This is a genomic window from Mycobacterium sp. D16Q16 (assembly GCF_002013745.1).
GTDB lineage: Bacteria > Actinomycetota > Actinomycetes > Mycobacteriales > Mycobacteriaceae > Mycobacterium.
Window position 1 is genome coordinate 86,512 of record NZ_MAEY01000026.1, and the last position, 22,004, is coordinate 108,515.

Sequence of the window (22,004 nt, forward strand, 5' to 3'; positions counted from 1 at the left end):
CCTCTCGGATTGTCCAGATATCGTCGCGCTGAGCTCACCGTCAACAAAAAGAGGGCCCCGGTCATGATGACCGGGGCCCTCCTTCAGAACACGTGCTTAGGCGTTGCCTGCCAGCTTCTCGCGCAGTGCGGCGAGCTGCTCGTCATTGGCGAGCGAACCACCCTGCGAGGCCGAATCATCGGACCGCGACGAGCTGGAAGAGCCGTTCGCCACGGCAGCGGCCTCCGCCTCGGCAGCGGCTGCGGACTTCTCCATCTGAACGGTGTGCATCTTGTGACGACGCTCGGCCTCGGCGTACCGGGCCTCCCACTCTTCACGCTGCTTGTCGAAGCCCTCGAGCCACTCGTTCGTCTCGGAGTCGAAGCCCTCCGGGAAGATGTAGTTGCCGGCCTCGTCGTAGCTGTCGGCCATGCCGTACTTCGAGGGATCGAACTCCTCGGTGTAGTCCTCGTTGGCCTGCTTGAGGCTCAGCGAGATGCGGCGACGCTCCAGGTCGATGTCGATGACCTTGACCATCGCGTCGTCACCGACACCCACAACCTGATCCGGCACCTCGACGTGACGCTCGGACAGCTCGGAGATGTGCACCAGGCCTTCGATGCCCTCCTCGACACGGACGAACGCACCGAACGGCACCAGCTTGGTGACCTTGCCGGGAACGATCTGGCCGATGGCGTGAGTGCGAGCGAAGTGGCGCCACGGGTCTTCCTGGGTTGCCTTGAGCGACAACGAAACCCGCTCGCGGTCCATGTCGACGTCGAGAACCTCGACGGTGACCTCGTCGCCCACCTGCACCACCTCGGACGGGTGGTCGATGTGCTTCCACGACAGCTCGGACACGTGAACCAGGCCGTCAACCCCTCCGAGATCGACGAACGCGCCGAAGTTGACGATCGAGGACACGACACCCTTGCGGATGGCGCCCTTGGTGAGCTGGTTGAGGAACTCGCTGCGCACCTCGGACTGAGTCTGCTCCAGCCAGGCGCGGCGGCTCAGCACCACGTTGTTGCGGTTGCGATCGAGCTCGATGATCTTGGCCTCGATCTCCTTGCCGATGTACGGCTGCAGATCGCGGACACGACGCATCTCGACCAGCGATGCGGGCAGGAACCCGCGCAGGCCGATGTCGAGGATCAGGCCGCCCTTGACGACCTCGATGACGGTGCCCTTAACGGCCTCGTCCTTCTCCTTGAGCTCCTCGATCGTGCCCCACGCCCGCTCGTACTGAGCGCGCTTCTTGGACAGGATCAGGCGACCTTCCTTGTCCTCCTTGGTGAGGACCAGGGCCTCGACCTCGTCGCCCACGGAAACGACCTCGTTGGGGTCGACATCGTGCTTGATCGACAGTTCGCGGGACGGGATGACACCTTCGGTCTTGTAACCGATGTCAAGAAGAACTTCGTCGCGGTCAACCTTGACGATGGTCCCTTCGACGATGTCGCCATCGTTGAAGTACTTGATCGTCTTGTCGATAGCGGCGAGAAAATCCTCGGCCGAGCCGATGTCGTTGACGGCTACTTGCGGCGAGGTGACGGTGGGACTTGGCATGTGTTGGGTTGCTCCGGACAGGTTGTGTAGTAGGGACAGTTCTGCCTGCAGCTAGCTTCAGCTGTGGGCGTGCTTTGACCTCCGCGCGTGCGGCAGAGATGCACATCACCTTACTCGACTGCCCTCCACCAGGACAAACCCGGTCCACTCACCGGTCGCGGGCGCATGGCGGTTACCGCACCCATAAATGAGCTCGCAGCTACTCTTCGGTGGTGTCCTACGCGCCCGCGCCCGCACCCATGCCGCCCCTGCCCGGATTTCCTCAGCGGATCAAGAAGGTCGGGGCGCCTATTGGCGTCATTATCGCGCTTGCGCTGGTAACGGGGCTGATCCTTACCGGATTGCTGGTCTCCAATCCGGCCGGCGCGATGATCGGGCTGGTCCTGTCGAGCATCGCGATCGGGATCGTTGTCCTGTGTTATCTGTGGCTGGACAGGTGGGAGCCGGAGCCCTCACGGCTCCTTGTGCTGGCCTTCGTCTGGGGTGCGTCGCTGGCCGTCGTGGTCTCGATGATCCTGGAACTGGCCTTTGGATCGGTTTTTGACCCGGACGGCGCCACCACCTTCGGGGCGGTCGCTATTCGCGCACCCTTCATCGAAGAGGCCGCCAAGGGTGCCTTTCTGCTCCTGATGCTGACTGGCCGCCGTCGCCACGAGGTCAACTCGCTGACCGATTGCCTCGTGTATGCGGGCATTACCGCCGCCGGGTTCGCGTGGCTCGAAGACATCGCCTACATCGGCAGCGGCAACACCGTCGGCGAGTCGGTGCTCACCGCCATCCTGCGGCTGGGGCTGGGTCCCTTCGCTCACTCGTTGTTCACCACCATGACGGGAATCGGCGTCTACTACTCGATGCGGCAACGTAGCGCCGTCGCGAAATTTTTCTGCATCCTGGTCGGCTACCTCGCGGCCGTGCTCATGCATGGCCTCTGGAACGGCTCGTCATTCCTCGGGTTCGAGGGTTACCTCGCCGTATACGTGCTGTGGATGGTCCCGATCTTTGTGCTGATGATCGTGGTCGGAGTGCGTAGCCGACGCAAGGAACAGCATGTCGTCGCCGCGAAGCTGCCCGGAATGGTGGCGGCCGGATTGGTCACCCCCAACGAATCCACGTGGCTGGGTTCGATCAAGGATCGCAAGCACGCCATCGCCGAGGCCAAACGAATCGGCGGGGCTCTGAGCGGCGCCGCGGTGAAGAACTTCGCGGCGCAGGTCGTAGAGCTGGCGTTCGTGCGTGATCGCATCGAACGAGGCTCTCGCGACCCGCGAGATTTCGCTATGCAGACCGAGGAGGCGTATGCGGTCATGGCCGCTCGGGCCGCCGCTCCGGTGTTGCAAACACTCTCGGGGTATCGCGCTCCCGTCACGGGGTAGCGTTACCACTGGTGTTGTCTAGTCAAAGACGATCAGGAGCATCATGGCCGACATCTCGGAGCACGACTTGATAGACGTTCTCATCGTGGGCGCCGGAATATCCGGCGTCAACGCCGCTGTCCGATTGAGCGCGGCGGGCCGCAGCTTTCATGTCGTCGAGCGCCGAGAACGTATCGGGGGAACCTGGGACCTCTTCCGGTACCCGGGAATTCGCTCCGATAGTGATATCTACACACTCAGCTTCGGATACCACCCATGGCACGAGCGCAACACCATCGCCGATGGTGCCGACATCCGTGACTACCTCGAAAACGCTGCCCGGGACTACGGCATTGACCAACACATCACCTTCTCCGCCAAGGTGACTGGAGCCGACTTCGGCACCGATACCGATACGTGGACGGTGCGCGTGGACACACCCACGGGCCCGACGACCTACCGGGCCCGATTCCTCTATCTGTGCACGGGCTACTACAACTACGACGACGGCTACACACCGGAATTCCCGGGCATCGCCGATTTCGCCGGACAGCTGATCCATCCCCAGCATTGGCCGGAGGATCTGGACTGCTCCGGCAAGGAGGTGACGGTCATCGGCAGCGGCGCGACGGCGGTCACGCTGGTGCCTTCATTGGCGCGCGCGGGCGCGAAGGTGAGCATGCTGCAGCGCTCACCCAGCTACGTCTACCCCATCGATCGAGCCGATCGCGTTGTCGGAGTGGTTCGAAAAGTGCTTCCGCCCAACCTTGTTCAGCATTTCGCCCGGATCTGGCTAGGCGGGTTCAGCTGGGTCATGTACCACGTGTGCCGTCGAGCGCCAGGATTCGCGAAATGGTTTATCAGGCGGCGGATTTCCAAACGGCTGCCCACCGATTACCCGGTGGACGTTCACTTCAAGCCGCGCTACAACCCGTGGGATCAACGGGTGTGCGCCGACACCGATGGGGATCTCTTCGAGGCCATCAGTGCCGGCGGTGTCCGCATGGTCACCGACACCATCGACTCCTTCACGCCGTCTGGCGTCCGGCTGGGGTCAGGTGAGGAACTGCGCGCCGATGTCATCATCACGGCGACCGGCCTCAACCTCCAGATATTCGGCGGTATCGCGCTGAGCGTGGACGGCTCCCCCATCGATTCCCCGAATAGGTTCATCTACAAGGGATATCTGATCGAAGGAGTGCCGAACGCCGCATGGAGCGTCGGTTACACCAACGCGTCGTGGACGCTTCGTGCTGATCTGAGCGCACGGGCCGTCGTACGGCTTCTCGACTATATGGATCGCCTCGGTTCCACCCATGCGTATCCAGATCGGCACGGTGAGGAACTCGAAGCCCGGCCGTTCTTCAACCTGTCATCTGGCTACGTAAGTCGCGGGGAGGACCATATGCCGCGTTCCGGGGTAAAGGGCCCGTGGGCAATCCGGCACAACTATGTGCTGGATCTGCTTGCGTTCCACCGTGATCGAATGGACGAGAACATGCGATTCGGTACTGCGAAATCGAAGGCCGTGTCCTCGGCCGCCTAACTCTTGGGCTCGATCTGCGCATCATCAAGCGATGCCAGGTGCATGAGCACTCGAAGGAAGGTGTCGCGATCGGCCGCGGACACCCCGGCGAGGATCCGCTTCTCATTGTCTTGGATCGCTTTCTGCACTGCGGTAACTGTTTTGCGGCCGATGGCAGTCAATGACAATAGATTGCTGCGCCGGTCACCGGGGTCGGGCTGACGGTTGATCATCTTCCGATCCTGCAGGTCGTCGAGCACGGCGATGATGCGCGTGCGGTCGGCGCCGATGGCGTCGGCCAGACTGGCCTGGCTGCTTGCCTCGTTATCTCGCAGCGCTGTCAGTACGGCGTACGCCCACATCGTCACACCGTGCGCCTCCAGCAGCGGCAGCTCCGCACGCATCAACGATCGGCTGAGCGGGACCATCAGTGCCGCGAGGTCGGGTCGGCCACCTGGGTTCTTTTGCGCCACGAGCATCAGAATAGACGACGCAGCACGATCGTAATCCATGTTCAATCATAGGTGCATGCATATTATTTCGGCACTACCCGGGGGGGCGGCCGGGAACGGGCACCGAATCGACGCCAGCGAACGTGAAAGACGCCGTTTCTCCAGAATGACTTCCATTTTGTGGAATTCATTGCGCCGGAGACATTCCCGCATTACTATCGAACGTATGTTCGATGCGATGGCCGATGGGGATCTGATCGACGTGATCACCTCATCCCAGCGCGCCGAGGCTCAGGCGGCCTCGCGTCGGCTCTCGGCGATCGCTGCACTGGTGGATCGACATGCCGATCCACACCGGGAGGATCCTCGTGATCGGTTCGCGGTGGACCGCTGGGATGAGGTGGCCGCACAAGTGGCCGCCGCGCAGGGCATAACGCACGCGCTGGCATCCAGTCAGATGCGTTACGCCTACGTGCTGCGGCACCGCCTGCGGGCCGTGGCCGAGCGATTCGCCGCCGGAGACATCGACTTTCGCACCGTCGCGTTGATCATCGGGCGCACCGAACTCCTCGAAGACGAGGCCGTGGTCACCGCCGTGGATGCGGCGATCGTGGCCGCGCTGCCCCGCTGGGAACGCTGGTCGATCAAACGGGTCACGGCAGCCCTGGACGCATTGATCTACCGCCATGATCGTGATGCGGTGCGCCGCACCAAAACCGCTACCGATGACCGGCATCTTGAGATCCGCCCCCTCGATAGCGGCGACCCACTGGCCGAGATCTGGGGTGTGCTGCAGACTCCACACGCGGTCGCACTCGACAAGCGTCTCGAGCAGCTGGTGACCACCGTCTGCCCCGCCGACCCGCGCACCAAAACGCAGTTACGTGCCGACGCCATCGGCGCCCTGACTCAGGGCCTGGATCGGATGCGATGCACCTGCGATGATGCCGGCTGCGCTGGGCGCAGCATCGCTGATACGCAGGTCATCGTGCACCTAGTCGCCAACCAGAACACCATCGAAGACTCCGAATGCCTTGAGCCCGTTACGGTATCCGGATTTGGCGTCATCACCGCGTCGCAGGCACGCCAGATCGCGGCCCAGCCCGGCACCCGGATCCGCACCCTGCGCGCGAAGGACACCGACCGATACCGACCCACCCGCGCCCTCGACACCTACGTGCGCTGCCGCGATCAGCTGTGCCGCTTCCCTGGCTGCTCACACCCGGCCGAGACCGCCGACCTAGACCACAGCGTGGCGTACGCCGACGGCGGCCGCACCGCGGCAGAGAATCTGAAAGCGTTGTGCCGCAAGCACCACCTACTCAAGACCTTCTGCGGATGGCGCGAAATCCAGGAGCCCGACGGCACCATCATCTGGAAAGCACCCACCGGCCACACCTACCTCACCACCCCCGCCGGAGGGCTCCTGTTCAACAACCTAACGCGAGCGCGCACCCGCGCTCAAGACCGCCAACGGCGCCTCGCCGCCGAACGAAACCTCAACCAACAGCGACGACTCCAGCGCAAGCACGCACAAGCCGCACACGCCGAGGCCAATCCACCACCGTTCTAGCCGGTGAGATAGCGCGTCAGCATGACCACCATTTCGTCCTGGACGAGCCGAACTTCACCCCGGAAGCCGGATGCCTGAGGTCAGTCCCGAGGAAGAGCGTCGTGCACCAGGCGCTGCGTCGGCTACCCGAATCACTGAATGATTCCGCGCCTAGGTATTGCCCCTCGTGACAGAGCAGGTAACCTCGCCGAATCAGCGCATACACCGAACGGTCTACGTAGACGGCGTACCGCAGGTCGTATGGCGACGAGCTCGTCGCTCTTGAAAGGAACCTATGACTATCGACGGCACCATTCCGGCGGCTCCCGTTCGTGTGCAGGTCGTACACACCTTCACGTCAGCCCCGGAGGTGGTGTTTGACAAGCTCGTCCAACATGAGAGCTACGAGTTGTTCGGGCTGAAGGTAACCCAAGTGCGAGACGGCGACACCGGACGCTACGGCGTCGGGTCGGCCCGCGGGCTCAAGGTCGGCCTGCTACCAGAGTTCTGGGAGGCGACCATAACCGCCGAACGACCTACCTTGATCGAATACAAAATCATCAAAGGTTCGCCACTCAAGCGGCATTCGGGTCGTCAGGAGCTAACGCCTCTTCCCGATGGCGGAACGCGACTGAATTACACAATCCGCTTCGACATGACCATACCGGGTACAGCCGCGATTACGGCCAAGGCGCTGACTGCGGCGATCATCAAGGGCCTGCCACAGCTTTGCCCCTGAGGCGCGATCCGGTCCACCACATCAACCGCGATTGCGGCTCAGCGATCTTTGAGCACTCACCACCCCGGCAGCCAGCTGCACAGTACTGATCAAGCATCAGGCCGAATCGCGCAGCATGTTCGTAACATCGTTGTTCCAGTCAGCAACTTTCCGGTCGATACGGTCGCACGATGACGTCCCCGGCAACATATGACACCTCAGCTCCCGCCCCCGAGGAACAGGGATACCACAAGGGGCTGAAGAATCGGCAAGTCCAAATGATCGGCATCGGGGGTGCCATCGGCACGGGGCTGTTCATGGGAGCCGGTGGCCGGTTGCACAGCGCAGGACCGGGCTTGTTCTTGGTTTATGCGGTCTGCGGCGTGTTCGTGTTCTTCATCCTGCGTGCGTTGGGCGAGCTGATCTTGCACCGACCGTCCTCAGGGTCCTTCGTGTCGTACGCCCGCGAATTCCTCGGCGAGAAGGCGGCATACGTCGCGGGCTGGATGTACTTCTTCAACTGGGCCGCCACCGCCATCGTCGACGTCACAGCCATCGCGCTGTACATGCACTACTGGAGCGCCTTCAAGGCCATCCCGCAGTGGTCCATCGCACTCATTGCTCTGGTCATCGTGCTCACCATGAACACCATCAGCGTCAAACTGTTCGGGGAGATGGAATTCTGGGCCGCTCTGATCAAAGTGGTTGCCATCATGGGGTTCCTGGTCATCGGAACGGTCTTCCTGGCGGGCCGCTTCACCGTCGAGGGCGCCAGCACAGGACCATCGGTGATCGTGGATAACGGCGGCCTGCTGCCCGCCGGCCTGATGGCTCTGGTCATCGTCACCTCGGGAGTAGTCTTCGCGTACTCCGCTGTCGAACTGGTCGGCATAGCCGCCGGCGAGACCGAGAACCCGGAAAAGGTGATGCCCCGGGCCATCAACTCAGTCGTGTTCCGGGTCGCGGTCTTCTACGTGGGTTCGCTCATCCTGCTGGCACTGCTGCTGCCCTATGGAACCTACAAAGCCGGCGAGAGCCCCTTCGTCACCTTCTTCTCCCGGATAGGCGTGCCGTACGCCGGCGATGTCATGAACTTTGTGGTGCTGACGGCCGCACTGTCCAGCCTGAACGCGGGCCTATACAGCACGGGGCGAATTCTGCGATCTCTGGCGATGAATGGCAGTGCACCAAAAGTGTTGTCACGTATGACCTCCGGCGGAGTGCCGTTCATGGGCATCGCCGTCACCGGTGCCCTCACACTTGTCGGCATATTCATGAACCTGGTCATTCCCGCCGAAGCCTTCGAAACCGCGCTCGATCTGGCGGCACTGGGAATCATCTCGTCATGGGCCACCATCGTGATCTGCCAGATCCAGCTGTACCGGTGGTCGCAGCGAGGCATCCTGCGGCGGGGCAGTTTCCGGATGCCCGGAGCGCCGTACACCGGGTACCTGACGCTGGCGTTCCTGGCAGCCGTGGTGGTGCTGATGTGTTACGAGAACGCGTGGAACCTGATCGCGATCGCGGTACTCATCCCCGTGCTCACCGCGGGGTGGTATCTCTGCCGTGGCCGCGTCCTGGAGCTCGCGCGTGAGCGCATCGGATACACCGGCGCCTACCCGGTGATAGCGCACACTCCCATGCTCGACGACCCACCGGGCGGACGGGACAAGTAGCAGGAGCGAACCCACCCCACCGCGAGAAGTCGGAGCGGCCTTGTAGGTTGCGTTCAACCGGTAGTCGGACGCGAGGGGGACGTGAGTCATGGGCCAGCTGAATGGCGCCAGGGCAGATCAGGCCCGAAAAGTGATCGAGGCGCTGGCCGGTCCCGGTGCGGTCCTGCGGGGAGATCAAGAGACCGCAGTGGCAGCTCTCTTGGAGCCCGCCGCTCGGGTGCTGGTGGTGCAAGCCACCGGTTGGGGTAAATCCGCGGTGTATTGGGTCGCGACAGCGATCCGACGTTCCGAGGGCGCCGGTCCGGCACTGATCGTCTCGCCGCTGCTGTCCCTGATGCGCGATCAAGTCGCTGCCGCCGCTCGGGCGGGGCTGCGAGCCGCGACGCTCAACTCGTCGAACTTCGACGACTGGAGTGCGATCGAGGCGCGGCTTGTGGCCGGCGATATCGATGTGCTTCTGGTGTCCCCTGAGCGGCTGGCCAACCCGTCGTTTGGCCGTAGGGTGCTGTCGGCGCTCGAAGGCTCTATGGGGCTGTTGGTCATCGACGAGGCGCACGCGGTGTCGGACTGGGGGCACGATTTTCGTCCCGACTACCGCCGGGTGTCCGATGTGCTCACGCGGATGAATCCGGATACACCGGTACTGGCCACCACTGCCACCGCGAACGCGCGGGTCACCGATGACGTAGCCAGCCAGCTGGGCGATGCCACCCTGGTTCTCCGGGGACCGCTGGCCCGTCGCTCGTTGCAGCTCAACGTGTTGCCACCGATGTCGCCGCTGGCACGCTATGCCTGGGTCGCTCAGCATGTGGACGAGTTACCAGGGTCGGGCATCGTCTACGTACTTACCGTCGCCGATGCGCAACGGCTAGTGAACGCCATCCACGCGGTACACCCACAGGCGAAAGTCGCCGCGTACACCGGTCAACTCGATGCGGACACGCGCGCCCGGCTGGAGGACGCGCTACGTGAGAACCGGATCAAAGCGCTGATCGCCACCTCTGCCCTGGGGATGGGCTTCGACAAGCCGGACCTCGGGTTCGTCGTCCACATCGGCTCACCGCCCTCACCGGTCGGCTACTACCAGCAGGTGGGGCGCGCCGGCCGTGCCATCGACCATGCGGCAGTCGTGCTGCTTCCGTCGGAATCCGACGCCGGTATCTGGGACTACTTCACCACCGCCTCCATTCCAGACTCCCAGCAGATGGACACAGTGCTCACCGCTCTGGCCGGTGAGACACACGAGGGTGAGGGATCGGTATCGGTAAACGCACTCGAGGCCAAGACAGGAATTCGGCGCACCCGAATCGAGCTCATGGTCAAACAGCTCGCCGTCGACGGTGCGGTGGAGCGGGTCGACGGCGGCTGGCGATCTACCGGTAGCCCTTGGCGTTTCGATGCGGAACACTACGAAGGCATCATTGCCACTCGGCGCCGTGAGGCCGACATCATGAAGGCCTATACACGTGGAGAACGCTGCCTCATGCAGCTGCTCACAGAATCGCTCGACGATCCGCAGGCCGCATCGTGCGGACACTGCTCGGTGTGCCTCGGTCACACACCCGATGGGCTTGGACTGCCCGCGTCCGCCGAGCTCATGCAGACGGTCGCCGCCACCCTGCGCACCGACTCCACGGTGCTTGAACCCCGAAAGATGTGGCCTGGCGGTGAGTTTGGTACACGCGGCAAGATTCCATCGGACCTGCTCGCCGAGCCGGGCCGCGTGCTGGTCCATGCCGACGCGCCAGAGTGGAGCGGGGTAATCACCGCTGCGGTCGGGGGCGAGCCCGAGGCGATCGAGGTCCTGGCCCAGGCCGCGGTTTCCACTCTCGCTCGATGGCGCGACGAATGGGTCGCCCGCCCCGAAATCGCGGTGTCGCTACAGCTGACCGGTACCCCCAATCCGGTGCGGCCGGTGACCGACCGCATTGCCACGGTCGGTCGCCTACCGCACGCAGTGATGCCAGCGGTTGTGGGTACGGCTCCTGGCCGTGATTCATCCGGCGGGGAGGAAGCCGCCTACTGGCGTGATGCGATCAGTACAGACGACGCGCTCCGGGACATGATCAATGGCCGGTGCGTGCTGCTAGTCACAGACTCGACGTCTACCCGATGGCCCGTCACCGTTGCCGCCGCTCATCTGCGGAAGGCCGGAGCGCTCGCGGTACTGCCACTGCTCATCCACCACCCAGCCTGATCCTGCTTGACTCAGCGACTCCAAGTGTCTTCCAGCATGCGCGGCTTGCACGCCTGGAAGGCGCCGATGCCGAGCACGGTGATCGCGACGAGCAGAAGGCCAAACGGCGCATACCAACTGCCGCTCAGGTCGTGCAGCACGCCAAAAAGCAAGGGTCCCAAACACGCAACGGCATAGCCAACCCCCTGGGTAAAGCCGGACAACGCCGCGGAACCAGCCGGAGTGCGGGTACGCAGATTCACCAGCGTCAATCCCAGCGGGAAGGTGGACGGACCGAATCCCAGTGCGACCACCCACACGGCCGTCGCGGTCATCGGCATCCACAACAGCCCGGCGAACCCGACCAGGAAGCACACCAGGCACGCCACCACCAGCGGGAACGGATTGCGCATGCGCGCGGCCAACGGCGGGATGGTCAGCGTGCCAACGAATCCCACTGCCGAGAAGACGGCCACCATCACGCCGCCCAACCCGGCGCTGCCACCAGCGGAGGTCAGGATCGCCGGAATCCAGGTAAACATCGAATACGTCACGAGGGACGTCATGCCGAACATGCCGGCCATGCCCCATGCCAGCGGTGAGCGCCAAACCTGCCCCACCGCAGACGAATCCGCATGCGGCTCGGCCGAATGGTCGACAACATCATGGCCGCGGCGCGCGATGATCACACCGATCCACGGCAATAGCGCGGCGATCGGAACAAGCACCCACGCCGCCAGCGAGAATCGCCATCCGTAGGCATCGGCCAGCGGCACCGCCGTCAGCGCAGGAACCGTGGTACCGATCTGCAACACCGTGAGGTAGGAAGCGCTCATCAGCGCGACGCGATGCGAGAAGTACCGCTTGACCAACGGTGGGATCACCACGTTGCCAATGCCCATACCGAGCAGCGCCACGCAGGACAGCACCAGCAGCCCGCCGGTTGAGTTCATCGCGGGCCGGGCCGCCATACCGATAACAGTGGCCACCACCGCGGCCAGCGTCGTGCGCTCCAGACCGAATCGCTCGGTGAGTGCGGGTGTCACCAGCCCGGCGACGGCGAACATGGCCGTCGGCAGCATCCCGAACACGCCGATCACCGCGGAACCGAACCCGACCTCGTGAGAGATCTGAGTCAGCAGCGGGGTCAGCGAGGTGACCGCGGAACGAAGGCACAACGCGAACAGCAGGATCGCGACCAGCACCATGAGGCGCCCACGGCGCAACGCGGCTGCCGATACGGCCCGCATCGAATCGTGCGTAGCGGTTCCGGTGTCCTGCGCGGTCGCGGTCAACATTCATCCTCCTCTAAGCCCCGGCAAATCATAGGATGAATGGATGAATATCTTCAAGGTGATTTCCGCCGCACGCTACGATGAGCCGTCATGCAGCCGGTCCGTCGCCAAACACTGATTGGCCAGGTCACCGAGCAACTCCGCGAGGAGATTCAGTCGGGACGCTGGGCCATCGGTGCACGCATCCCCACTGAACCTGAATTGTGCGAGCTCACCGGAACCTCCCGCAACACAATTAGAGAGGCCGTCCAGGCCCTGGTACACGCCGGAATGCTGGAACGGCGTCAGGGCTCCGGCACCTACGTGCTCTCCGTCGGCGGCAGTGGCTCGGCCATCGCCGACTACTTCGCCGCCGCCAACGACCGCGATCTGATCGAGCTGCGGCAGACCCTCGAAGTGACCGCCGCCGGGCTCGCCGCGCAGCGACGTGACGAGGATGACATCGAGCAGCTGCGCGCCCTGTTGCAGCGGCGCAACGAGCTGTGGGCGCCCCGGCATGTCGCACCCCAGAATGTCGAGGACGCCATCGCCACCGACATCGCCGTCCACCGAGCAGTGGTCGCGGCGAGTCATAATGCCCTTTACCTGGAACTTTATGACTCGCTGCTCGGTTTGATGGACCACTACATGCGCGGAAACCCGATCGGCGCGGAGTGCTCGTTCGAGAACGAACACACCACGCTCGTCGAGGGTGTCATCGCCGGCGATGTCGAGGCCGCCACGTCCGCCACCGAGAAGCTCTTCACGGAGCTGAGCCTGAGTCGAATGCCGTCCAGCCGGAACTTTCGTCACGATCCACACGACTAGCTGAACGTGAAGATCGTCATCCCGGCAGCTGTCGCGCTGTCATTGCTCGCCGGTTGTTCGGCGCATGAATCCACTCCTGCCGAGCAGGCTTCCGAGGTCACCATCACCGATCAATGGGCCAAGTCCGCCCCTGACGGCTCCATGACTTCGGTATTCGGCACCGTGCACAACGACGGCTCCAGCGAGGCACGCATTGTGTCCGCCACCTCACCGGCCGCGACGTCGGTCGAGCTCCACGAGGTGACTCCCGGCGGACTCATGCGCCCCAAGGAGGGCGGGGTCGTCATTCCCGCCAACGGTGAGCACAAGCTGTCCCCGGGCGGCGATCACGTCATGCTCATGGGGCTGACCACTCCCCTGCGCCCAGGTCAGGACGTCGTCATCACGCTGGCCTTCCAGGACGGCTCGACCAAGCCCCTCACCGCCCAGATCCGCGACTTCGCAGGCGGCAACGAGAACTACCAGCCCTGAGCATGACGCGTCGTTCTTTGTCCCGACGGGGACTCATTGTCGGCGGCGGTGCCGCGGCCGCCCTCACTGCGGGCGCCGGACTGTCGGCGTGGTCGGCGCAATCGCAAGCGGCGCGACCGCAAGGCGTTCCCGCTGTCGAACCTTTCTACGGCGAGCACCAGGCGGGGATCACCACCGCACCGCAGTCACACGCGCTGTTCCTCGCACTGGATCTGCTACCCGGCAGCAGCACAGATGAACGCGTCGCCCGCGAAAACCTGCGGTCCATCCTGCGTCTGTGGACCACCGACGCCGCCAGGCTAACTCAAGGCCTGCCCGCACTCGCCGACACCGAGCCGGAATTGGCCACGACCACAGCACGATTGACGATCACGGCGGGCCTGGGGCCGTCGGCGTTCACCAAGACGGGCCTGGCCGACAAATGCCCGGCCTCGGCACGCGACTTCCCGGCATTCTCCACTGACAAACTCGATAAGCGCTGGTGCGGAGGCGATCTCCTACTGCAGATATGCGCCGACGACATGCTCGTGGTGGCGCATGCTGCCCGAGTTCTCCTCAAGAATGTGCGCTCCCTGGCCACCGAACGGTGGCGCCAGACCGGATTTCGCACGCCGCGTGCGGAAGATCCCTCGGGAGGCACCATGCGCAATCTCATGGGACAGGTCGATGGGACGGTGAACCCCAGCTTGCCCGAGCTCGACAGCCTGTTGTGGCACCAGGGTGAAGATCATGAGTGGCTCAGGGGCGGAACGCTTCTGGTCCTCCGCCGGATCACGATGGATCTGGACGGATGGGACCAGCTGGACACCAAGCTCCGCGACCTGGTGATGGGCAGAAGAACGGACAACGGCGCGCCGCTGACGGGCGAGAAGGAGTCCGACGAACCCGACCTCGAGATGACCCGCGGCGGTATCCCGGTCATCCCGGCGACCGCGCATATCGCGCTAGCCCGCCACCGCAATCCGCACGAGAAATTCCTGCGCCGTCCGTACAACTTCGACGACGCACCGTTACCGGGAACATCGTCGAACTCCGGTCTGATTTTCGCCGCATACCAACGCGATATCGCCACGCAGTTCGTCCCGGTACAACGACGGCTGGCCGAACGGGACGAGTTCAATCAGTGGAACACCGCGGTCGGATCCGCCGTCTTCGTCATGCCGCCGGGCACCGCCGAGGGCGCCTATCTCGGCCGGTCACTCGTGGGCTAGTAGGCGCCCCTAGGCCGCCACACCCTCGGCCATAGATACTCCTTGCAAGTTAGGGTTACCTAAGTTTCAATGGTGAAGTGAGCTTGATGTCAAGACCCGCCCCCACGGAACCCACGGTGAACATCGGCGAGGCGGCCGCCCTCTACGGCCTGACCCCGTCGACCCTGCGATGGTGGGAGAAGCAGGGCGTCCTGAATTCGCCGACACAGCACAGCGGCCGCCGCACCTACACCGAGCGAGATCTGCGTCGCATCGGCATCGCGTACCTGTGCTGCATCACCGGAATGATGCCGCTGCGCCAGGCCGCCGCCGTGACATCACATTCGGCACAACCCGATACCTGGCGCAGCGCGGTCACCGAGCAGGTCGCGGACATCTCCGCCCGCATCGAGCAGCTCCATCGCGCACGCGACTACCTCAACCACCTGCTGTCGTGCCAGAACGAGGACATCGTCGATTGCCCCTACCTCGATGGGGAGCTCCGCATCCGCACCCCCCGCGGCCGGGCCGCCGGCACGAATCTGGTGTCCGCAGCACGCGGCGCCTGTGACGAATCCTCTCCCGCGCGTGACGAAATAGCCGCCGAACTGCGCGGACGTTGCCGGTTTTGCGACTCCGAACTGATCACCCACGGGAAGGGACGGCCACAGCGCTACTGCTCCCCTGCCTGTAAACAACGCGCCTACCGGCAGCGGCACGGTATGAAATGACGTGTGACCCCGCCCGCGCCTGAATCGCCGGATCCGCTTCCGCAGATCGCCCGGGCCCGCTCCATCTTGTTCTCCGCCCCACCGGCGGGTCGGCGGTGGAGCATCGGACTGCGCGCCGGCGCCGCCGTCGCCATTCCCGGGGCGCTCGTTGTCGCCGCTGGATACCCGAATGCGGCGCTTTATGTGACCTACGGGGCCTTCGCCGTTCTCTACGGCGAAGGGCGCCCCTACCGGGTGCGCGCCGCCGTGGTAGCCACCGCAGGTATCGCGCTGCTGCTCGTCGCGACGCTCGGCGCCCTCGTCGGGGCCCATGCCCCCGGCGGTGTCGCCAACAAGGTGGCAATCATCCTCACCCTGACAGCGGTCGCGGTCCCGGTCGTCTACACGGTGGACGCCCTGCGGCTCGGCCCTCCGGGCGCACTGTTCTTCGTCCTGGTATGCGGTGGTGCACTCGGCGCTACGGAATGGGGCGTTGACCCATTTCGGATTCTCGCCTGCGCGAGCTTGGGAGCGGTCGCGGCGGTCATCGTTTCGATGGCGGGCGCCGCGATCGATCGCCACAAGCCCGAACGCGTCGCGGTACAGCGGGCAGTCGAAGCAGTCGACGGGTATGCCCAGCCAGGCAACGCGACGGTCGACGCACGCCACGCCGCAGGACTGGCGATCTCCTCGGCATGGACCGCGCTGCACGACGCGGGATACTCCACGCAGTCAGATTCACCCCTGGTGACAACGATGCTCGATACCCATCGCCGGTTCACCGAAACCGCTGTCGGCGCCAAGATGGTGCTTGATCACGTCATCCCGGGCGACCACGTCCTGGTGGTTCGCCCCAGCATCTGGTATCGGCTGCGCCGTTCGGTGCGGTTCCGTTCGCACGCCACCATCACCGCCGGACGCGTCGGCATCGCCTGCCTCGGTGCCGGAGCCATCAGTGCGGCGATCGGGCTGACACGGCCGCAATGGGCGATCCTGAGCGCCCTCGTGATCGTCCATCTCGGTCCCGATCGGCTGCACGGAACGGTGCGCGGACTCCAGCGCTTCGCCGGAACAGTGATCGGGCTTGTTCTCTTCGCGGTGCTGTACCAGCTGTCCCTCACCGGGTACGCGCTCATCGCCGCCATCGCGACGTTGCAGTTCTGCACCGAGCTGTTCCTGCCGCGCAACTACGCCGTCGCCGTCATGTTCGTGACGCCCATCGCGCTGCTGTCGGCGGGCGTGGTCACCCTGCAGGGATCCGTCACATCAATCGTGCGCGATCGCCTGGCGGAGACATTGGTCGGCGTCGCCGTCGCCATGGCGTCGATGCACCTGATCGCGCCTCATGCCCATCGTCAGACCTTCGCATTCACCGAGGCCCGGATCCGGCGAGCGGCGCTGGCGCTGGTCGCGAGCGCCCGGGTGCAGCCCGCTCACGACGCCGCATACGCAGAGGCCCGAGACCTGTCCTTCGAACTCGAGGGCGCCATTCGGGCCGGCGTGGACAGCGCACACAACGAACCCGGATGGCTGCAGTCGTACTGGCCGGCGCATGCCGCACTCATTCACCACGGTTACGACCTGGTGGCCGCATGCTGGGCCACTCCCCCCGGCGAGATGCTCGCCGATCCCGACCGCTGGGAGCGCTGCTTCAGTAGCAATGGCTGAATGTTGCCCGGCAACCTCGATGCACATTCGTCAAGATCCCGTCAAGTTCTCATCGTCACGCAATAATGTGACGAGGGTCACAACAGGCGGATACCCTCGGCAAACGGCGTGACTTGACCCGGATCGCCACCGCCGGTCCTGGCCATCCGGGTGCCGATGTGGTTACGGTCGGACGGTACGAAAGCCGATACGAAACCCAAGTTGATACGAAACATGTTGTGGTGATGGTGATTTTTAGTGGTCGATACTGAATTGCAGGCTGAAAAACGTTGCACCCCTGTGTGGTCTATGAGCCACCCGACGCAGTCGGACGCGCGTCACATGTGGCGCATCGCACGCGACTCCGGCGTGCTGGACGTCAACTCTTCTTATGCATACCTGTTGTGGTGCACTGACTTTCCCTCCACCGCCGCCGTCGCACGCGTCGAGGGAAAACCCGTCGGATTCGTGACCGGATACCTCAGACCCTCTGGATCACTGATGATCTGGCAGGTCGGAGTCGACGAGGCGTACCGCGGAAAGGGTCTGGCCGCCAGCATGCTGGCCTGGCTCGCAGACTCTCTCGCGACGTTGCAGGGCGAGCCCCTGGTTATGGAAACCACTGTTACACGGTCAAATACCGCTTCACGTGCACTATTCGCCGGATTTGCCCGCCGGCGGGATATGGAACTCACCGAATCCGCTGGATTCGGCGTGGATCTGTTTCCCGATGCACATGAGGCAGAGCCGCTGCTGCGACTCACTCCGCACGACCTACATAAAGCGCCCAGTAACAGTGCCTAAAGGCACTGGGCCGAAAGGGGATACAGAAATGACCGCCACTTTGCCCGCTCAGGAAGCCGGGCTACCGAGGGTCATCAACGAACGTGAATCCGAGGTGCGAAGTTATTGCCGGAGTTGGCCCACCACCTTCGCCTCTGCCTCCGGATCGTGGTTGACCGACACCACCGGTGAGCGTTACCTCGACTTCTTCGCCGGTGCGGGCGCACTCAACTATGGGCATAACAACCCGGATCTCAAGACGGCCCTCATCGACTACCTGACGACCGATGGCATAGTCCACGGCCTGGACATGGCCACGGTCGCCAAACAGCAGTTCCTCGAGGAATTCGAGGGGACCATCCTGCAACCACGCGGTATGGACTACAAGGTGCAGTTCCCCGGGCCCACCGGGACCAATGCCGTGGAGGCCGCACTCAAGCTGGCACGAAATATCACGGGGCGCGAGTCGATCATCAGCTTCACCAACGCATTTCATGGAATGACACTGGGATCGCTGGCTGTGACCGGTAATTCGATGAAGCGCGCCGGTGCGGGTGTGCCCCTTGTGCACTCCACCCCGATGCCGTACGACAACTACTTCGGCGGAGTCACCGAGGATTTCCAATGGTTCGAGAAGGTCCTCGACGACGAAGGCGGCGGTCTCAACAAGCCCGCCGCGGTGATCGTCGAGACCGTGCAGGGTGAGGGCGGGGTCAACGTCGCCCGCGCCGAATGGCTGCGCGCACTGTCAGATCTGTGCCGCAAGCGCGAGATCATCCTGATCGTCGACGACGTCCAAATGGGTTGCGGCCGTACTGGCGCCTTCTTCTCTTTCGAAGACGCGGGAATCCGTCCCGATATCGTGACGTTGTCCAAGTCGATCAGCGGATACGGCCTGCCGATGGCGCTGACACTGATCCGTCCCGATCTGGATCAGTGGGCCCCGGGTGAGCACAACGGCACCTTCCGCGGAAACAACCCGGCCTTCGTGACAGCCACCGCGACACTGCAAAAGTATTGGCGCGATGGCACGTTCAGCGAGGACGTGCGCCGTAAGGGCGACCGCCTCCATACCGAGCTGTCCGCATTGGTGGCCGATGACGATTCGGTGACCGTGCGTGGCCGCGGCATGGTCCAGGGCATCGCATTCGCCGACACCGAGCGGGGCTCGCGCGTCAGCAAGGCCGCGTTCCGGCGCGGCCTGCTCGTGGAGACCTCCGGCCCCAAGGACGAGGTCGTCAAACTGCTGCCCGCGCTGACCACAACCGACGAGCAGCTTGATATCGGCATTGCCACCCTGCGTGAATCCATCGCCGAGTCCGCCTAGAAGCCGAATCCAACAAGAGAGGAATTACTGTGATCGTCCGTACTACCCAACAGATTACGGGTACCGAACGCGACGTCAGCGGCGAAGGCTGGCATAGCAAACGGATCGTGCTGGCGGATGACGGAGTCGGGTTCTCCTTCCACGAGACCACCATCGACGCGGGAACCGCGCACGTCTTCCACTACCGGCACCACATCGAAGCGGTATGGCTCACTGCCGGTACCGGCACGCTGACAAACCTGGAAAACGGCGACGCCTTCACGCTCGCGCCGGGCAGCATGTATTTGCTCGACGGCAATGAGCGGCACCAACTTTCCGCCGATACTGAGATGCGCATGATGTGCGTGTTCAATCCTCCTGTCACCGGGCAGGAGGTCCACGACGAGTCCGGCGCATACCCGGCCGCGCCCGCACTCTCATGAGCGCCCCTGCGATCACGGATCGCTACCCCAGCCGCCTCGAGACCGAGCAGCCTCCCATCGTCAGGACGGAGCCTGTCGTCTGGGGCACCGCGGACCAGGGACCGCTCGCCCCACCGGCGCTCACGCAGATGTCGGATCAGGGATTCCTGATCCGGCCGAGCACCGTCGATGATATGACGGTCTCGACCTTGCGTAACGAGATCGACAGAGTGCCATCACAACTGGGCGATGATCCCAGGATCATCAAAGAGGCCGGATCGCAGGAGGTGCGATCCATCTTCGAGGCACACATCCTGAGCTCCGTGGTCATGGACGTCGCATGCTCGCCGGGGGTACTCGACGTCGCCGAGCAGCTCTTGGGCGGGCCGGTCTACCTACATCAGTCCCGTATCAATGCGATGCCCGCGTTCAGGGGGCGCGGCTTTTATTGGCATTCGGACTTCGAGACCTGGCACACCGAGGACGGGCTCCCCCAGATGCGCACCGTGTCCTGCTCGATCGCGTTGACCGTCAACGTCGCCTACAACGGGACGCTGCAGGTCATGCCGGGTACGCATCGCACCTTCTACCCGTGCGTCGGCACGACCCCGCACGAGAACCATCGGAAATCTTTGGTGGAGCAGGAGATTGGCGTTCCCTCCACGCAGACCCTCGCGGAGGCCGCCCTCACCAGCGGTATCGAGCTGTTCCTCGGGCAGCCGGGGGACGCGCTGTGGTTCGACTGCAACCTCATGCACGGGTCGGGGTCGAACATCAGCCCCTACCCGCGGTCGAATGTGTTCCTCGTGTTCAACTCGGTCCAGAACACACCGGAGCGGCCCTTCGCCGGGTCGGAGCCGCGTCCGGAGTACATCGCGGCGCGGACCTTTACCCCGCTGAATAGCCAATCTCCGGGCACGCGCTGATGACGGCCGCCGGCCCGGACTTCCAGTCACCCGAGGGCCGGCGGATCCTGCACCGGGCCATCGCGGCATCGGCGATGGGCAACGCCACCGAGTGGTACGACTATGGCGTCTACGCCGCCACGACCATCTTCCTGACACAGGCCTTCTTCCCCACCCTGGGCACCGCGTTCACGATGCTGGGATACGCGATCTCATTCCTGCTGCGTCCTCTCGGCGGAATGATCTGGGGACCACTTGGCGACAGATTGGGCCGCAAGAGCGTCATGGCCATCACCATCGTGCTGATGGCGTTGTCCACCACACTCATTGGCGTGTTGCCGACGTGGGCGACCATCGGAGCGGCCGCGCCCGCGTTGTTGATTCTGCTGCGCGTGGTGCAAGGTTTCTCCACCGGCGGCGAATACGGCGGTGCGGCAACATTCATGGCCGAGTTCGCGCCCGATAAGAAGCGCGGCAAGTACGGTTCATTCCTCGAGTTCGGCACCTTGGGCGGCTTTGTCACCGGCGCCGCCTTCGTCCTGATCCTCGATGCCAGCCTGAGCGCCGAAGCTATGCACTCCTGGGGCTGGCGTATTCCATTCCTCGTCGCACTTCCGATGGGTCTTATCGGCTGGTATCTACGGAGCCGCCTGGATGACCCGCCCTTGTTCAAAGAGATGCAGGAACAGGAGCCGGAGGGTCAGGGGAATGCGTTCGAACGGCTCAGAGATCTGGTGCGCGACTACAAGCGACCCATGATCGTGATGATGCTGCTGGTGATCGCGCTGAACATCACCAACTACACCCTGCTTAGCTACCAGCCGACCTACCTGAAGACGCGGCTCGGCATGACCGAAACGCAGGGCCAGATCGTCATCCTCATCGGCGAGGTCGCCATGATGGCATTCCTGCCCTTCTGCGGAGCACTGTCGGATCGCGTGGGACGCAAACCCATGTGGGCATTCTCGTTGACCGGTCTACTGCTGTTCTCACTGCCGATGTTCTGGCTCATGGGGCAGGGATTCGGTTGGGCGATAGTGGGTTTCGCCACTCTCGGATTGCTGTACATACCGCAGCTGTCCACCATTACCGCGACCTTCCCGTGTATGTTTCCCACCCACGTGCGCTATGCGGGATTCGCGATCTCTTACAACTTGTCCACCGCCGCGTTCGGCGGCACCGCGCCTCTGGTGAACGACCTCATGGTGGACAGGACCGGATGGGATCTGTTCCCCGCCGCTTATCTCATGCTGGCCTGTGTCGTCGGATTGTGCGCCCTACCGTTCCTTATCGAGACGGCCGGAGCCTCGATCGCCGGAACGGACATCCCCTGCGCAGATTCCGACGAGGCCGGAACAGCCCCGCCGGACGGCGCCGCCCTTCGTGCCTGACCCGTCAGCGCCGCTTAGGTTAGGATGGGCTAAGTAATGGCCCGGATGTGTCAGCCGGAGCCACATCGAGCACAAACA

19 protein-coding genes are annotated in these 22,004 nt (G+C 63.8%); 16 read left to right on the plus strand and 3 right to left on the minus strand.

Annotation, left to right across the window (positions count from 1 at the left end; translation table 11 throughout):
• Positions 1-96 precede the first annotated feature (96 nt).
• A complete protein-coding gene (gene rpsA / locus B4394_RS22620; protein WP_078292702.1) occupies positions 97-1,548 on the minus strand; it encodes a 30S ribosomal protein S1 in 1,452 nt (483 codons plus the stop codon).
• A 239-nt stretch (positions 1,549-1,787) separates the two neighbouring features.
• Here rpsA and B4394_RS22625 point away from each other — a divergent pair, with 239 nt between their 5' ends.
• Positions 1,788-2,921 carry a PrsW family intramembrane metalloprotease gene (locus B4394_RS22625; RefSeq protein WP_139360396.1) on the plus strand — a complete coding sequence of 378 codons (1,134 nt, stop codon included), beginning with the start codon at positions 1,788-1,790 and terminating at the stop codon, positions 2,919-2,921.
• Between the two features lie 43 nt (positions 2,922-2,964).
• A complete protein-coding gene (locus B4394_RS22630; RefSeq protein WP_078316335.1) occupies positions 2,965-4,446 on the plus strand; it encodes a flavin-containing monooxygenase in 1,482 nt (493 codons plus the stop codon).
• On the opposite strand, the gene B4394_RS22635 is transcribed toward B4394_RS22630, so the two are convergent.
• Complete coding sequence (locus B4394_RS22635; protein ID WP_139360391.1) at positions 4,443-4,898, minus strand: MarR family winged helix-turn-helix transcriptional regulator; 456 nt, start codon at positions 4,896-4,898, stop codon at positions 4,443-4,445. The genes B4394_RS22630 and B4394_RS22635 overlap by 4 nt on opposite strands.
• 205 nt (positions 4,899-5,103) lie before the next feature.
• Between B4394_RS22635 and B4394_RS22640 the strand changes: the two genes are divergently transcribed.
• From B4394_RS22640 to B4394_RS22655, 4 genes are all read left to right on the plus strand, one after another.
• Positions 5,104-6,450, plus strand: a complete 1,347-nt coding sequence (locus B4394_RS22640; RefSeq protein ID WP_078316336.1) for an HNH endonuclease signature motif containing protein — start codon at positions 5,104-5,106, stop codon at positions 6,448-6,450.
• 274 nt (positions 6,451-6,724) lie between these two features.
• Positions 6,725-7,168, plus strand: coding sequence for an SRPBCC family protein (locus tag B4394_RS22645; protein ID WP_078316337.1), 444 nt, complete (start codon positions 6,725-6,727; stop codon positions 7,166-7,168).
• A 170-nt stretch (positions 7,169-7,338) separates the two neighbouring features.
• Entirely contained in the window at positions 7,339-8,823 is a 1,485-nt protein-coding gene (locus tag B4394_RS22650) for an amino acid permease (protein ID WP_078316338.1), read from the plus strand.
• Between the two features lie 88 nt (positions 8,824-8,911).
• Positions 8,912-11,020, plus strand: coding sequence for a RecQ family ATP-dependent DNA helicase (locus tag B4394_RS22655; protein WP_078316339.1), 2,109 nt, complete (start codon positions 8,912-8,914; stop codon positions 11,018-11,020).
• A gap of 11 nt (positions 11,021-11,031) precedes the next feature.
• Here B4394_RS22655 and B4394_RS22660 read toward each other — a convergent pair whose 3' ends face one another.
• Positions 11,032-12,249, minus strand: a complete 1,218-nt coding sequence (locus B4394_RS22660) for an MFS transporter (RefSeq protein WP_139360397.1) — start codon at positions 12,247-12,249, stop codon at positions 11,032-11,034.
• 135 nt (positions 12,250-12,384) lie between these two features.
• Here B4394_RS22660 and B4394_RS22665 point away from each other — a divergent pair, with 135 nt between their 5' ends.
• From B4394_RS22665 to B4394_RS22710, 10 genes are all read left to right on the plus strand, one after another.
• Positions 12,385-13,101, plus strand: a complete 717-nt coding sequence (locus B4394_RS22665; protein ID WP_078316340.1) for a FadR/GntR family transcriptional regulator — start codon at positions 12,385-12,387, stop codon at positions 13,099-13,101.
• Between the two features lie 6 nt (positions 13,102-13,107).
• Complete coding sequence (locus B4394_RS22670; RefSeq protein WP_078316341.1) at positions 13,108-13,572, plus strand: copper chaperone PCu(A)C; 465 nt, start codon at positions 13,108-13,110, stop codon at positions 13,570-13,572.
• Positions 13,573-13,574: 2 nt separating this feature from the next.
• Positions 13,575-14,783: a Dyp-type peroxidase gene (locus B4394_RS22675; protein WP_078316342.1), complete on the plus strand. Its 1,209-nt coding sequence runs from the start codon at positions 13,575-13,577 to the stop codon at positions 14,781-14,783.
• 86 nt (positions 14,784-14,869) lie between these two features.
• Positions 14,870-15,493, plus strand: coding sequence for a MerR family transcriptional regulator (locus B4394_RS22680; protein WP_078316343.1), 624 nt, complete (start codon positions 14,870-14,872; stop codon positions 15,491-15,493).
• A gap of 3 nt (positions 15,494-15,496) precedes the next feature.
• The gene (locus B4394_RS22685; protein WP_078316344.1) at positions 15,497-17,140 is read left to right on the plus strand and encodes an FUSC family protein; all 1,644 of its coding nucleotides are present in this window, start codon (positions 15,497-15,499) and stop codon (positions 17,138-17,140) included.
• 321 nt (positions 17,141-17,461) lie between these two features.
• The gene (gene ectA / locus B4394_RS22690; RefSeq protein WP_286142348.1) at positions 17,462-17,923 is read left to right on the plus strand and encodes a diaminobutyrate acetyltransferase; all 462 of its coding nucleotides are present in this window, start codon (positions 17,462-17,464) and stop codon (positions 17,921-17,923) included.
• A 28-nt stretch (positions 17,924-17,951) separates the two neighbouring features.
• Positions 17,952-19,229 carry a diaminobutyrate--2-oxoglutarate transaminase gene (gene ectB / locus B4394_RS22695; protein ID WP_078312272.1) on the plus strand — a complete coding sequence of 426 codons (1,278 nt, stop codon included), beginning with the start codon at positions 17,952-17,954 and terminating at the stop codon, positions 19,227-19,229.
• 29 nt (positions 19,230-19,258) lie between these two features.
• Positions 19,259-19,651: an ectoine synthase gene (locus B4394_RS22700; RefSeq protein WP_078316345.1), complete on the plus strand. Its 393-nt coding sequence runs from the start codon at positions 19,259-19,261 to the stop codon at positions 19,649-19,651.
• Positions 19,648-20,556 (plus strand): ectoine hydroxylase, encoded by a 909-nt coding sequence (gene thpD / locus B4394_RS22705; RefSeq protein WP_078316346.1) that lies wholly within the window; start codon positions 19,648-19,650, stop codon positions 20,554-20,556. Before B4394_RS22700 ends, thpD begins: the two co-directional genes overlap by 4 nt.
• A gap of 74 nt (positions 20,557-20,630) precedes the next feature.
• A complete protein-coding gene (locus B4394_RS22710; protein ID WP_078316366.1) occupies positions 20,631-21,926 on the plus strand; it encodes an MFS transporter in 1,296 nt (431 codons plus the stop codon).
• Positions 21,927-22,004 lie beyond the last annotated feature (78 nt).